Source organism: Flavobacterium sp. KH_035 (assembly GCF_057839565.1).
Genome location: NZ_CM174492.1, coordinates 5,426,853 through 5,441,722 on the forward strand (window position 1 = coordinate 5,426,853; position 14,870 = coordinate 5,441,722).

Sequence of the window (14,870 nt, forward strand, 5' to 3'; positions counted from 1 at the left end):
CTAACTTGAATGTTAATACAGAGCTATCTTTTTTTGTTAGATCCAAAAAGGTATCTTTGCACCGTCGAAATTAAATTCCTATTAAAAATTAGAGATCTAATTAGAGACCTCTTAAGTTTAATAAACAAAAAAAGCCTTATTTTAGGCACTTTTACAACATGAATTACTTATCTGTAGAAAATATATCGAAGTCCTTTGGCGAAAGAACTTTATTTGACAACATCTCTTTCGGAATCAATAAAGATCAAAAAATTGCCTTTATCGCAAAAAATGGTTCAGGAAAAACAACCATTATGAGCATTATCAATGGTTTGGACGAACCTGATACCGGACAGGTTGTTTTGAGAAAAGGAATCAGAATGGCTTTTCTTTCGCAGGATAACAACTTACAAGAGGAGTTAACTATTGAAGAAAGTATTTTTGCTTCAGACAATGAAACGCTTAAAATTATTGAGGCTTACGAAAAAGCACTTGAAAATCCGGACGATGAAGAAGCCTATCAAAAAGCTTTTGACGGAATGGATCAGCATAACGCCTGGGATTTTGAAACGCAATACAAACAAATTCTCTTCAAATTAAAACTGGAGGATTTTAAACTAAAGGTAAAAAATCTTTCGGGAGGACAAAAGAAACGTCTTTCATTGGCGATCATTTTGATCAATCGTCCTGATTTATTGATTCTGGATGAGCCAACCAACCACTTAGATCTCGAAATGATCGAATGGCTGGAGAGTTATTTTGCCAAAGAAAACATTACCTTGTTTATGGTGACGCACGACCGTTTCTTTTTAGAGCGTGTTTGTAACGAAATTATAGAACTTGACAACGGGAAACTATACCAGTACAAAGGAAATTATTCGTACTATTTAGAGAAAAAAGAAGAACGAATTACCTCTGAGAATGCCAGTGTTGACAAAGCCAAAAACTTATTTGTAAAAGAATTGGAATGGATGCGTCGTCAGCCAAAAGCGAGAACTACAAAATCGAAATCACGTCAAGATGATTTTTATCTAATTAAAGAAAAAGCACAAAGTCGTCGTCAGGAAAACAAAGTGGAACTTGAAATTAACATGGAACGTATGGGAAGTAAGATCATCGAGCTTCACAAAATTTCTAAAAAATTCAAGGATCATGTGATTCTGGATAACTTTAGTTTCGATTTCCAACGTGGAGCCCGTATCGGAATTATTGGCAAAAACGGAACCGGAAAATCAACTTTCCTAAACCTTCTTACCGGAACACTTCCATTAGACAGCGGACGTGTCATAAAAGGAGATACCATCAAAATTGGATATTATACACAAACAGGAATCAACCCAAAACCCAACCAACGTGTAATTGATATCATTAAAGAATACGGAGAATTTATTCCGTTGGCAAAAGGACGAATGATCTCAGCTTCACAATTATTGGAACGTTTTCTTTTTGATGCCAAAAAACAATATGATTTTGTCGAAAAATTAAGTGGAGGAGAATTAAAACGTTTGTATTTATGTACCGTTTTGATTCAGAATCCGAACTTTTTAATTTTAGATGAGCCTACGAACGATTTAGACATTGTAACCCTAAACGTTTTAGAAAGCTTCCTTTTAGATTATCCGGGATGTTTACTGGTAGTTTCACACGACCGTTATTTCATGGATAAAATTGTCGATCATTTATTTGTCTTCAGAGGAAATGGCGAAATTGAAAACTTCCCTGGAAACTATTCTGATTTCAGAGCTTATGAAGATAGTGCCGATGTGGCTCAAAAAGAAGAAAACAAAGCCGAAAAGAAAGACTGGAAACAAAACAATCCGACCGGAAACTTAACTTTCAACGAGCAAAAAGAATATCAAAAACTGGAAAGAGAAATCAAAGACCTCGAAATTGACAAAACCAAAATCGAACAATTATTCTCTGACGGAAAAGTTGCAGATACCGATATCGAAAAGAAAGCAAACGAATTGCAAAACATCATCAATAAAATAGATCAGAAAGAAGAACGTTGGTTCGAGCTTTCGGCTAAGATCGAGGGATAATTTTAATTTTTCAGTCTCAGTTTTCAGTCTCAGTTTTCAGTCCTGCCTATAATGAAAGAAAAATCTTAATTTAGCATCAAAACTAGTTATGGATTTTAAAGATTTATTGGCCTATAAGAAATCATTTGAACTTGCAATGGAAATTTTTGAATTGTCGAAAACGTTTCCTAAAGAAGAAAGGTTTTCTTTAACGGATCAAATACGTCGATCTTCGAGAAGTGTTAGTGCTAATATTGCTGAATCATATAGAAAAAGAAGATATACAAATCATTTTATAAGTAAATTAACGGATAGCGATGCCGAAAACTCAGAGACAAGTACTTGGCTCGAATTTTCGTTAGAATGCCAATACATTACAAAAGAAACATTTGACAAACTAAATATTAAGAATCTCGAAATTGGACGATTAATAAATTATATGATCAACAATCCAACTAAGTTTGGATGTGGATAAAACTAACTACCATTACAAAACTGAAAACTGAAAACCGAGACTGAGACTGAAAACTGAGACTAATTCCTTATATTTACGACCTTAAAAAAACACCATAATGAAAAAAATATTAGCTTCACTACTACTTGCTGTAATGCTTTTTGTTTCTTGCTCAAAAGATGAAAAAGAAAAAGATTACACAGCTCAAAACGAGAAAGAAATTGTCGATTATATTGCCAAAAACAAACTAACAGCGCAAAAAACCAGTTCTGGACTGTACTACTTTATTGACGTTCCCGGAACCGGAATTCAGCCAACGGCAAAATCTAATGTAACCGTAGCTTACAGAGGTTCTTTTACCGATGGAACGGTATTCGATCAAAGTAATTCAGATGGAATCTCTTTCAATTTAGATGAAGTTATAAAAGGTTGGACAGAAGGTATTCCTTATTTTAAAACTGGTGGAAGCGGAATTCTTCTTGTTCCTTCGCATTTGGGCTATGGCAGCAAAGGAAATAAAAAAATCCCTGGAGGTTCAGTACTTATTTTTGATATTAAGTTAATCAAAGTAAACAAATAAGAATAAATCTTGCTAAATGATCTTTTAGATTTTTAAAGCAGATCTTATCACAACTTCAAAGCAGCACTGAAACATAAAACATCATGTTATTTCAAATAAAGTCTTATTTAAAATTTCTTTGGAATTCCAAAAATGAACACGGAGTGCATTCGCCCTTCGTGTTTCATTTATTGACGAAATGTTTTTACGATAAGAAACCCAAACCGGAGTACAAAACCCTTAAGAACTACAGAAAATCACTTTTAGAAAATAAAAATTTCATTGAAGTAACCGATTTTGGTGCCGGTTCAAAAGTTTTCAAATCTAACGGAAGACAAATCTCAAAAATTGCTTCCACAGCCGGAATTTCTCCAAAACGAGCCGAATTGTTATTTAGAACTTCCAATTATTTCAAACCGAAAAATGTTTTAGAAATTGGAACTTCTTTAGGTATGGCAACTGCAGCTTTGTCTTTAGGAAATACAAAAGCAAAAGTTATTACATTAGAAGGTTGTCCAAATACGGCAAATGTTGCTCAAAATCAATTTACGAAATTTGATTGTTCTAATATAAATTCGATTGTAACAGAATTTGAAAACTATCTTCAGGATATTCAATTGAGACTGAAAACGGAGACTGCAAACTTCGATTTAATCTATTTCGACGGTAATCATTCTAAAAAAGCAACTCTGGAATATTTTGAGCTTTTACTACCAACAATAAACAACGATTCGGTTTGGATCTTTGACGACATACATTGGTCGTTGGAAATGGAAGAAGCCTGGGAGATTATCAAAAATCATCCTAAAGTAACCGTTACGATTGATACTTTTCAATGGGGATTTGTCTTTTTCAGATACGAGCAGGAAAAAGAACATTTTGTGATTCGCACTTAACAAATTTCAGTATACAATTTTTATTACATTTGTTACTATACGAAGTTTATATGAATGCAATCAAAATTGATACACCTTTAGAATACTCTATAGCCGTAACTGAATTTCTTTCAGACAATCCAAATGCCAATTGTGTTATTATTGCTTCTGCCACAGGAGTTAAGCAAAATTATTATCAGAATTTTTCAAAGTTTTTATCTAAAAACAATTACTCTGTTTTCACCTTTGACTATGGAGGAATTGGCGATTCTAAAATTCAATCACTTTCTAAGTTTTCTACAACAGCTTCAAATTGGGCACAAAACGACTTTGAAAGCGTAGTTAAATATGTCAAAAATAAAAATCCAAACAGCAAATTATTCATCATAACACACAGTATTGGCGGTCAGCTTATTGGTTTAGTTCCTTCGAATAATTTATTTGACGGCGTTATAATGGTTGCATCACAATCTGGAAGCTGGGTACATTGGAAAGGATTTGACAGATTAAAAATGAAATTTTTATGGTATGTAATTATCCCCTCTTTCTGCAGAATTTTCAACTACCTGCCTTCCAGTCACTTCACCCGAATGGAAGATTTACCTAAGGGAATGGCACTCGAATGGGCTAAATGGTGCAAAAAACCGAACTATCATTTTGACTCCATCGAAAATGTAAAAGAGAGCTACGACAAAATAAAATGCAAAATAAAATCCTACAGCATCGACAATGATTTTTATGCCACTGTGCCAGCAATCAACTGGATTGCATCACAATTCAAAAATGCTGAAGTCACCAGAACGCATTTAAAAGCCGAAGAATTTGGCGTAAAAGATATTGGGCATTTTGGCTTTTTTAAAAATAAATTTAAAGAGAGCATTTGGGAACTCTTTTTAAAGGACTTAAGGAAATTTGAGAATTAGCACCTTCTAAATTAAGGTATAATATCTGACAAAAACAGATGTTTTCTGAGATCTTTTTTTATCTTTGAAATTTACACTTTTAGTACAGATAGCTTTATCTTTGAACCTTCAGAAAAAAGACATTTATTATGGAACAGAAAATTCATCAGGGAAGAAATGTAAAACGCTTCAGAGAAATGCTTGGCATCAAACAGGAAGCACTGGCTTATGATTTGGGAGAAGACTGGAACCAGAAAAAAATTTCTATGCTGGAACAGAAAGACATAATTGAAGACAGTTTACTAAGACAAATCTCTAATTCCCTGAAAATTCCTGTTGAAGCTTTTCAAAATTTTGATGAAGAACAGGCGATAAATATTATTTCAAACACATTTCATGATACTCAAGGCTTAATAAATTACAGCCCAACTTTTAATAATAATCCAATTGAAAAGATTATCCAATTACATGAAGAAAAAATTGCATTATACGAGCGTATGCTAAAAGAGAAAGATGAAATGATGGCAAGGCTTGAAAAGTTAATTAGCAAATAATTTTTTTTGCGTTCACGAGCAAGATACTCACACCCAATGTCATTAAATTAAACTTTTTTAAGATCGTTATGACTCATTTTTTTGTAGAGACATCACTTCTTTGAGTGCTAAATTTACTGAATAGCCTCCTGCTTCAGCTGGAGGTATTTAATATGCGTAACAATTAGGCTTTAGCCAAATCCTGCGTTTTTGGCTAAAGCCATTCAGTTTGTTTATACACAAACTCCAGCTAAAGCTGGAGCCAATTCAAAAAAGCTTCCAGACTTTAAGGCTCCGCGAGAGATTTATTAGATACAATAGTACAAAGATACTTTCTTTACTTAAAGATATTGTAATCACGCCAACAAGGGGTAAAACTAAAAAATAATTAAATTACTTGGCATAAAAAAAGACAATCATTTCTGACTGTCTTTTTTACTAATTCAATTTACTTCCTTATTTTTTAGCAGCTGCCGTTTCTTCAGACTTCGCACCCATTCTATTTAAGGTGTACATTGGAGCGAATTTCAACTTCAAACCGGCAATTTTACGATTGTCTTTGCCTGTTAAGCCTTCTTTTTCTACTGTATTTTTTCGGCTGTCAAGTGCTTCATACATCAATTTAATTTCGTCCCAGTCTTCACGGGAATAACTGTCTTTATTTTTTTCCACCGTATGCACAAACTGTTGATATACACTATGAATGTTTTTAGCATTCACCCAGGCAAAACTCATATCTTCTCCAATCTTTCCTTCACCAAATAGAGCATTACGCAATTGTTGTTTTGGACTAGGCGCTGGAGGAGCAAGAATAGTTACCATATTATTTCTAAATTCTTCGTATTTAATCTTACTCGTATTTATTTTCTCTGTTGCGGCACTATTTTCTTTAATATCAGCAAGTGCCAGTTGAGCATTAGCAGCTCTTGTTTCATACTCTGCTTCAACGGCTTTCCAATCAGCCTTTAAATCGTCAGCCTTAACATTTTTAACGGAGTCGACATAAGCAACATAAGAGTCGATTGTTTTTTGAGCCTGTTCCTGTTTTTCATCTTTACACGATACAAAACCTAATGCGATTAACGCAATTCCGGACAACAATGGTATATTTTTCATAATCTGATTATTTAAAGTTAGATTTCAAATATACCTCTAAAAACACTCGTAAAATCAATAATTACAAATATTTTAACATTATAAATAAAAATAAAATATAAAAAATGGTAATTATGTAAATTTAATTCAAAATTATGCAACATTTTTTTAGTCTTTAAGCATTTAGTCGAAAAAAGTTGAAACAACAACCGAATTCATATACAGCGATAGAACTTCTGTAACAAAAATCAATTTGAGGCTACTTATCGTTTATTGAAAAGTGTTTTGTACTTTTAAATCCAAAATTGTAAATCGAAATGGCAAATCCATTAATTAAAATAACCAAGATCAAACGAGATTTTGTGCTAGGTAACGAAATTGTTTATGTTTTGAAAGGAATCAATTTGGAAATCAACAAAGGTGAATATGTGGCTTTAATGGGGCCATCAGGATCCGGAAAATCGACTTTAATGAATCTGTTAGGTTGTTTGGACACGCCAACTTCAGGACATTATATTCTGAACGGAAAAGATGTCAGCCAAATGGGAGACGATGAACTGGCAGGAATTCGAAACAAAGAAATTGGTTTTGTATTTCAGACTTTTAATCTATTGCCCAGAACAACTGCCTTAGACAATGTTGCATTACCCATGATTTATGCCGGATATTCAAAATCTGAGCGCACCAAACGCGCTGAAGAAGTTCTAAAACAGGTAAATCTCGCAGACCGAATGGACCATCAGCCTAATCAGCTTTCCGGAGGACAACGCCAACGTGTTGCCATTGCAAGAGCTTTGGTAAACAAACCTTCGATTATTTTGGCCGATGAGCCAACCGGAAACTTAGACAGCAAAACCTCTGTAGAAATCATGAAGCTTTTTGGTGACATTCACGCACAGGGAAACACAGTGATCCTTGTAACCCATGAAGAAGATATTGCAGCTTATGCACATAGAGTTATTCGTTTAAGAGACGGTTTAATTGAAAGCGACACCACTAAATAGTTTAATCGTTTATTTGGTTAATTGTTTAATCGAATAAAAAACTTAGTCACTTAGCATCTTAAAAAAAATTCTGACTGTAAATTGATTTAAACGAGAAAAACCTCAGAATCTTAGCACCTCAGAACCTTAGCATCTTTAAAAAAAATGAAAGTATATACAAAAACAGGAGATAAAGGAACAACCGCTCTTTTTGGCGGTACACGTGTTCCTAAAGATCACATTCGAATTGACAGTTATGGTACTGTCGACGAACTAAACTCTTATATAGGACTCATCCGTGATCAGGAAATGAATGCCCATTATAAAACCATTTTAATCGAGATTCAGGATCGTTTGTTTACCGTTGGTGCCATTTTGGCAACACCACAAGAAAAAGAAGTCTTAAAAAATGGTGAGCTTCGTTTGAAGAATCTTGGAATAATTGATAGTGATATCGAATTGTTAGAAAATGAAATTGACCAAATGGAGGAAAGTCTTCCACAAATGACTCATTTTGTTTTACCTGGAGGACATCCCACTGTGTCACATTGTCATATAGCACGTTGTATTTGTCGTCGCGCCGAACGTCTGGCAGTACATTTAAGCCATAATGAACCCGTTCCTGAAATCGCAATCCGATACTTAAACCGACTTTCTGACTACCTTTTTGTATTGGCACGGAAGTTGACCTCTGACTTACATGCGGAGGAAGTAAAATGGATTCCGAGAAAGTAATTCAGTCGCAGTTTTCAGTTTTCAGACTGTAAACTGTCACAGAAAACTGAAAACTAAATGAAACGTTCTTAAATTTTATTAAAATAAATCAAATTTTACTTGTCTTTTTCGGTAAAAAATTTATTTTTGCACAAACTAAACAGATAACAGATGTATTGGACATTAGAATTAGCATCTTATTTAAGTGATGCGCCATGGCCTGCTAACAAAGACGAACTTATTGACTACGCTATTAGAGCTGGTGCTCCATTAGAAGTAGTAGAAAACCTTCAGTCAATTGAAGACGAAGGGGAGATATATGAATCAATGGAAGAAATTTGGCCTGATTATCCAACAGACGAAGATTATCTTTGGAATGAGGATGAATATTAAAAAATAAACCAAAGGAAAAAGTCTCATCACCGAGGCTTTTTTTTTGGTTCAAACACACATTTACATAAAATAGAAATACAATAAATCATGAGTTTCATAAACAGTATTATAAAAGTCTTTGTAGGTGATAAATCACAGAAAGATGTCAAAGCTTTACAGCCTTACTTAAACAAAATTAAAACATTCGAAACTAGCTTAATGAGTTTGTCTCACGACGAATTAAGAGCCAGAACCGTATTTTTTAAGGAGAAAATAAAAGAAGCCAGAGCTGATAAAGATGCTAAAATTGCTTCGCTTAAAGCAGAAGTAGAAAACATCGAAGACATCGACAAAAGAGAAGATCTTTATGATGCTATTGATACTCTTGAAAAAGAAGCTTACGAAATCTCAGAAAAAACTTTATTGGAAATCCTTCCTGAAGCTTTCTCTGTAGTAAAAGAAACGGCACGCCGTTTTAAAGACAATTCGTTTATTGAAGTTACTGCAACAGCAAAAGACCGCGAATTCTCTGCTGCAAAAACATATGTTACTATTGAAGGCGATAAAGCTACATGGGCTAACAAATGGAATGCTGCCGGTAAAGAAATTACCTGGGACATGATTCACTATGATGTTCAGTTAATTGGTGGTATGGTTTTACACGAAGGTAAAGTTGCCGAGATGCAGACAGGTGAAGGTAAAACTTTAGTTGCGACACTTCCACTTTACTTAAATGCTCTAACTGGAAATGGAGTTCACCTAGTAACCGTGAATGATTACCTTGCAAAACGTGATAGTACCTGGAAAGCACCTTTATTCGAATTTCATGGTTTAACAGTTGATTGTATCGACAATCACCAGCCAAGTACAGAACAAAGAAAAAAAGCATACGACGCCGATATCACTTACGGAACCAATAACGAATTTGGTTTTGACTACTTAAGAGATAACATGGCGCATTCACCAAGCGATTTAGTACAAAGAAAACACAATTATGCTATTGTCGATGAGGTCGATTCTGTATTAATTGATGACGCCAGAACACCGCTTATTATCTCTGGACCAGTTCCACAAGGAGATCGTCACGAATTTAATGAACTGAAACCAAAAATCGAAAACTTAGTAGCACAGCAACGTCAGTTAGCGAATGGTTTCCTATCAGAAGCTAAGAAATTAATTAAGGAAGGAAATACTAAAGAAGGTGGATTCTTATTATTAAGAGCTTACAGAAGTTTACCTAAAAATAAAGCATTAATTAAATTTTTGAGTGAAGAAGGAATCAAACAATTGCTTCAAAAAACCGAAAATCAATACATGCAGGATAACAATCGCGAAATGCACAAAGTGGATGAAGCTTTGTATTTTGTAATTGAAGAAAAAAACAATCAGGTTGAATTGACTGACAACGGTATTCAATACCTTTCAGGAGATACTGATTCGGACTTTTTCGTACTTCCGGATATTGGAACTGAAATTGCCGCTATCGAAAAACAAAAACTGGACAAAGACGGTGAAGCAGAAGCTAAAGAAAGATTATTCCAGGATTTTGGAGTAAAAAGCGAGCGTATCCACACACTTACCCAGCTTTTAAAAGCATACGCTCTTTTTGAAAAAGATGTAGAGTATGTGATCATGGACAACAAAATCATGATTGTCGATGAGCAAACAGGTCGTATCATGGATGGTCGTCGTTATTCTGATGGTTTACACCAGGCAATCGAAGCTAAAGAAAATGTAAAAATCGAAGCTGCAACACAAACTTTTGCAACAGTTACATTACAGAATTATTTCAGAATGTACAGCAAATTAGGTGGTATGACAGGTACTGCTGTTACAGAAGCCGGAGAGTTATGGCAGATTTATAAATTAGACGTTGTTGAAATTCCAACCAACCGTCCGATTGCAAGACAAGACAAAGAAGATTACATCTACAAAACGACACGTGAAAAATTCAACGCTGTAATTGAAGACGTTACACAATTATCAAACGCCGGAAGACCAGTATTGATTGGAACGACTTCTGTAGAGATTTCAGAATTATTAAGCCGAATGTTGAAAATGAGAGGCGTTACGCATAACGTTTTGAATGCTAAAATGCACAAACAAGAGGCACAAATCGTAGAAGAAGCAGGAAAAGCCGGAGTGGTAACTATCGCAACAAACATGGCTGGTCGTGGTACCGATATTAAATTAACACCTGAGGTAAAAGCTGCTGGAGGTTTAGCCATCGTTGGTACCGAGCGTCATGATTCTCGTCGTGTAGACAGACAGTTACGTGGTCGTGCAGGTCGTCAGGGAGATCCGGGAAGTTCTCAATTTTATGTTTCACTTGAAGACAACTTAATGCGTTTATTTGGTTCTGAAAGAGTAGCTAAAGTTATGGACAGAATGGGACTTCAGGAAGGTGAAGTTATCCAACATTCTATGATGACTAAATCTATCGAGCGTGCTCAGAAAAAAGTAGAAGAAAACAACTTTGGTGTTCGTAAACGTTTATTAGAATATGATGACGTAATGAACTCTCAACGTGAAGTAGTATACAAACGTCGTCGTCACGCATTATTTGGTGAGCGTTTGAAACTGGATATTGCAAACATGCTTTATGATACTTGCGAATTAATCGTAAGCAACAATAAAATAGCTAATGATTTCAAAACATTTGATTTTGATTTAATTCGTTATTTCGGAATTACATCTCCAATTTCTGAAGCAGATTTTACAAAATTATCAGATATTGAAGTAACTGGAAAAGTGTACAAAGAAGCTTTAGCTTTCTATACTGAAAAAACAGAAAGAAGTGCCAGAGAAGCTTTCCCAATCATTAAAGGAGTTTACGAAGAGCCAAACAATCATTTTGAGCGTATCGTAGTTCCATTTACTGACGGTATTAAAACGCTAAATGTTGTAACCGATTTGAAAAAAGCATACGACAGTGAAGGAGCTCAGTTAATTGCTGATTTTGAGAAAAACATCACACTCTCTATCGTTGATGAGGCTTGGAAAAAACACTTACGTAAAATGGACGAATTGAAACAATCTGTTCAATTGGCCGTTCACGAGCAAAAAGATCCATTGCTTATTTACAAACTGGAAGCTTTCAATTTGTTCAGAGGAATGCTGGACAACGTTAATAAAGAAGTGATTTCATTCTTGTTCAAAGGTGATTTACCAGCTCAAAACGTTCCTGAAATTCACGAAGCTAAAGAAGTACGTCAAAAAGAAAACTTCAAATTAAGCAAAGACGAAATCGTAAACAGTGAAGAAATCAACCGCGAAGCAGGAGAAACACAACAGCGTCAAGTTACAGAAACGATTGTGAGAGACATGCCAAAAATCAACCGTAATGATACTGTAACAGTTCAGGAAGTTGCAACCGGTAAAACAGAAACAATGAAATTTAAAAAAGCGGAATCTTTAGTAGCCTCAGGCGAATGGGTTATTGTTAAATAAAGTAAAGCCAACAGGTTTTTAAAAACCTGTTGACCTTATTATTCTAGAAATATCCGTAGGTACAAAAAGTACCTACGGATATTTTTTTATAAAAAAATCCGTATTTGTTCGTTCAAAAAACGATTATAATGTATTTTTGCATTCGAAACAACGAAATCAACTCTTGAAGAAGTTATTTACCATATTTCTTTCCTGTATGCTCCTAGTGCCCTCATTCGGCAGTTTTGTTGTTTATACCTCTTTCAAATTAAATCAGGACGAAATATCAAAAACAATTTGTGTGCAACGCAAAATGGTTTTTAATACCTGTAACGGTCGTTGTGAACTTCAAAAAAGTTTAAAAAAATATGCCGACAACGAAAAGAAAATGCAAAACAACCTGAAAGAAAAATCAGAAGTAGTTTACATTCAAAATACAAGTACAGCAGATTTCAAACTGGCAGCTCCAATAGCATCTAAAGCAAAAATTTATGCTTCTTTAGACGAAAAACCAATTTCGGTTTCTATTACTACCTTCCACCCTCCATCCTATTTTATATAATTTTTAAATCACATTTCAACATCAATTGAAATGATTTTCATTGTACCAAAAAAACAATGAAAACGTGTCTACGCACACCTTATATTTAAAATTACAATTATATAAAATTCATAAAATGAAAAATACTTTATACAAAGCCCTTGCTATTGTAGCACTATCTATATCCTTAATCTCATGTTCAAACGATGACAACCAGGAAGTTTCCGGTAATGGAAAATTAATCCTGAAGTTTGACAACTCCTACGGCGCCAACGATCTTATCCTCAATACTCAACCCAATAAAACTTCAAATAATGAAGTATTAAAAATCAGTCTGGTTAAATATATCGTGAGCAATATTGTTTTAACGAAAGCCGATGGTACCACCTATACTTATCCAAAAAGCAAAAGCTATTTCATTGCAGATGAAGCAACTGCTGAAGGACGCGCATTTGAACTGACCGATATTCCTGCCGGAGATTACATCAAAGTAAAATTCGGAATTGGAGTTGATGAAGATCAATGGAAACTTGGTGCTGCCGGACAGGGCAACTTTTTAGCTCAGGCCGACGCTGCAGGAATGATGTGGTCATGGGCAGCGGGTTACAAATTCTTTGCTTTAGAAGGAACTTTCACCTCTGCAACCGTTACTAAAGCAACTCCGTTTATGATCCATACCGGTAAAACAGGAACTGACTACAACTATACCGAAGTTGCACTTGATTTACCAACAAAAGCACTTGTTCGTACCACTATTACACCGCAAGTTCACTTTATAACCGACTTGTCTAAAATCATCGACGGAACCAACAAAATCATCCTTTCGGACAACAATATGGGCGGCATGGGCGCTATGATTATGGGCGGTGCAAAACTACCGTTAATCACTAAAAACATTTCAACAATGTTTAGAGTAGACCACGTACATAACGACTAATTTATTTTTAAGAAGTACAAACCTTAGGGGAAATAAAACCTGAGTTTTCCAACATACCTTATCTTTTGTGTCCGCCAAAATGGACATAAAAGAATATTGGTAAGGAAAAACAACACTGCTGCTTCTACAAATCAAAGAGTAATCCCGATAAAAAAACTACTTGTTCTACTTGCGTCAATTCGTGTAAGTAGTGGTAGAAAAATTCTCTTTACTCTTTTTATACTTTAAAAATCATGCTGAAAATAAAACATTTTCTATGGTTACTGCTTCCGCTGATGTGGAGTTGCTCTAATCAGGAAGAAGAATACGTAAACATTCCTTTAGAATTTACTGTTCCCTCGAACTTTCCTGCTTTAGCGTATAACATTGCGCAGAATCCTCCAACTGAAAAAGGATTTGAACTGGGCAAAAAACTATTTTATGACGGACGTTTAGCGTCTGACGGCGTAGTTTCCTGTGGCTTTTGTCACATACAGGCCAACGCCTTCACCCATCACGGACACACCGTAAGTCATGGCGTGAATGATGCTCAAGGAACACGAAATACACCATCGATTCAGAATCTGGCTTACCAGCCGATATTTATGTACGATGGAGCTGCAGACCATTTAGACTTGCAGCCAATAGTTCCCTTAACGAGCATTATAGAAATGAATGGAGATCTAAATGCCATTCTAAAAATGATGAAAGGCGACAAAGAGTACAAAAAATTATTTGGACAGGCTTTTAATGACGGGGAAATCTCAACCGAAAATATGCTAAAAGCGCTTTCGCAGTTTATGGTTATGGTTACTTCTTCTAATTCAAAGTTTGACAAATACAGACGTAAAGAAGCCGGTGGAACTTTAACAGCTGATGAATTGGCCGGATATGATTTATTCAAATCTAAATGTGCCTCCTGCCATGCCACCGACTTACAGACAGACAATTCTTTTCGCAACAACGGCCTGGCGGTAAACCCAATGGTGAACGATGTTGGGAGATATAAAGTCACTGAGTTAGCGAGCGACTATTACAAATTCAAAGTACCCAGTTTACGAAATGTGGAAGTTTCAGGACCTTATATGCACGACGGACGATTTGGCACTTTGGAAGGTGTTCTGGAGCACTATGCAAGTGGTATAGAATCTTCGCTAAGTCTGGATCCGATATTAAAGCAAAACGGAAAGTTTGGAATTCAACTTACGGATACCGAAAAAACAAAAATAATAGCATTTTTAAAAACACTAACAGATAATCAGTATTTGACAGATAAGCGTTTTGCAGAATTTTAAAGAAAATTGGCCCACGGGTTTTACGGATTACACTGATTAATACAGATTAAAAATAATTAAAAATCATATTTAAAAAAATCATTTTAATCCGTTTAATCTGTGGCAAAAAATATCGCCAAAGTTTGTTCTTTCGGCGAAGGAGAAATCTCCGCGAGAAGCCCCGTAAAGAAAAGCGCCAATCTTTGTCGATCAACGAGTGTGA

At 35.1% G+C, this 14,870-nt stretch carries 14 protein-coding genes; 13 read left to right on the forward strand and 1 reads right to left on the reverse strand.

Going from position 1 to position 14,870, the window contains the following annotated elements:
- Window positions 1–158 precede the first annotated feature (158 nt).
- From AC3IS6_RS21975 to AC3IS6_RS22000, 6 genes are all read left to right on the forward strand, one after another.
- Window positions 159–2,021 (forward strand): ABC-F family ATP-binding cassette domain-containing protein, encoded by a 1,863-nt coding sequence (locus AC3IS6_RS21975; protein ID WP_489162538.1) that lies wholly within the window; start codon window positions 159–161, stop codon window positions 2,019–2,021.
- A gap of 88 nt (window positions 2,022–2,109) precedes the next feature.
- Window positions 2,110–2,475 (forward strand): four helix bundle protein, encoded by a 366-nt coding sequence (locus tag AC3IS6_RS21980; RefSeq protein WP_173966125.1) that lies wholly within the window; start codon window positions 2,110–2,112, stop codon window positions 2,473–2,475.
- Between the two features lie 97 nt (window positions 2,476–2,572).
- Window positions 2,573–3,034, forward strand: coding sequence for an FKBP-type peptidyl-prolyl cis-trans isomerase (locus AC3IS6_RS21985; RefSeq protein WP_489162541.1), 462 nt, complete (start codon window positions 2,573–2,575; stop codon window positions 3,032–3,034).
- 83 nt (window positions 3,035–3,117) lie between these two features.
- Complete coding sequence (locus tag AC3IS6_RS21990) at window positions 3,118–3,909, forward strand: O-methyltransferase (protein WP_489162543.1); 792 nt, start codon at window positions 3,118–3,120, stop codon at window positions 3,907–3,909.
- A gap of 50 nt (window positions 3,910–3,959) precedes the next feature.
- Window positions 3,960–4,811 carry an alpha/beta hydrolase family protein gene (locus AC3IS6_RS21995; protein WP_489162545.1) on the forward strand — a complete coding sequence of 284 codons (852 nt, stop codon included), beginning with the start codon at window positions 3,960–3,962 and terminating at the stop codon, window positions 4,809–4,811.
- A 128-nt stretch (window positions 4,812–4,939) separates the two neighbouring features.
- A complete protein-coding gene (locus AC3IS6_RS22000; RefSeq protein WP_489162547.1) occupies window positions 4,940–5,344 on the forward strand; it encodes a helix-turn-helix domain-containing protein in 405 nt (134 codons plus the stop codon).
- A gap of 435 nt (window positions 5,345–5,779) precedes the next feature.
- Here AC3IS6_RS22000 and AC3IS6_RS22005 read toward each other — a convergent pair whose 3' ends face one another.
- Window positions 5,780–6,439: a DUF6565 domain-containing protein gene (locus AC3IS6_RS22005; RefSeq protein ID WP_489162549.1), complete on the reverse strand. Its 660-nt coding sequence runs from the start codon at window positions 6,437–6,439 to the stop codon at window positions 5,780–5,782.
- Between the two features lie 296 nt (window positions 6,440–6,735).
- On the opposite strand from AC3IS6_RS22005, the gene AC3IS6_RS22010 reads away from it, so the two are divergent.
- The 7 genes from AC3IS6_RS22010 (at window position 6,736) to AC3IS6_RS22040 (ending at window position 14,668) form a co-directional block, all read left to right on the forward strand.
- Window positions 6,736–7,422, forward strand: coding sequence for an ABC transporter ATP-binding protein (locus AC3IS6_RS22010; protein ID WP_173966131.1), 687 nt, complete (start codon window positions 6,736–6,738; stop codon window positions 7,420–7,422).
- A 144-nt stretch (window positions 7,423–7,566) separates the two neighbouring features.
- Window positions 7,567–8,136, forward strand: coding sequence for a cob(I)yrinic acid a,c-diamide adenosyltransferase (locus AC3IS6_RS22015; RefSeq protein ID WP_489162551.1), 570 nt, complete (start codon window positions 7,567–7,569; stop codon window positions 8,134–8,136).
- 150 nt (window positions 8,137–8,286) lie between these two features.
- Window positions 8,287–8,508, forward strand: coding sequence for a DUF2795 domain-containing protein (locus tag AC3IS6_RS22020; RefSeq protein WP_007138072.1), 222 nt, complete (start codon window positions 8,287–8,289; stop codon window positions 8,506–8,508).
- Between the two features lie 87 nt (window positions 8,509–8,595).
- Window positions 8,596–11,937, forward strand: a complete 3,342-nt coding sequence (secA, locus tag AC3IS6_RS22025) for a preprotein translocase subunit SecA (RefSeq protein ID WP_489162553.1) — start codon at window positions 8,596–8,598, stop codon at window positions 11,935–11,937.
- A gap of 196 nt (window positions 11,938–12,133) precedes the next feature.
- A complete protein-coding gene (locus AC3IS6_RS22030) occupies window positions 12,134–12,478 on the forward strand; it encodes a hypothetical protein (RefSeq protein ID WP_489162554.1) in 345 nt (114 codons plus the stop codon).
- Window positions 12,479–12,593: 115 nt separating this feature from the next.
- The gene (locus AC3IS6_RS22035) at window positions 12,594–13,394 is read left to right on the forward strand and encodes an MbnP family protein (protein ID WP_489162555.1); all 801 of its coding nucleotides are present in this window, start codon (window positions 12,594–12,596) and stop codon (window positions 13,392–13,394) included.
- A gap of 233 nt (window positions 13,395–13,627) precedes the next feature.
- The gene (locus AC3IS6_RS22040; RefSeq protein WP_489162557.1) at window positions 13,628–14,668 is read left to right on the forward strand and encodes a cytochrome-c peroxidase; all 1,041 of its coding nucleotides are present in this window, start codon (window positions 13,628–13,630) and stop codon (window positions 14,666–14,668) included.
- The last annotated feature ends 202 nt before the right edge of the window (window positions 14,669–14,870 follow it).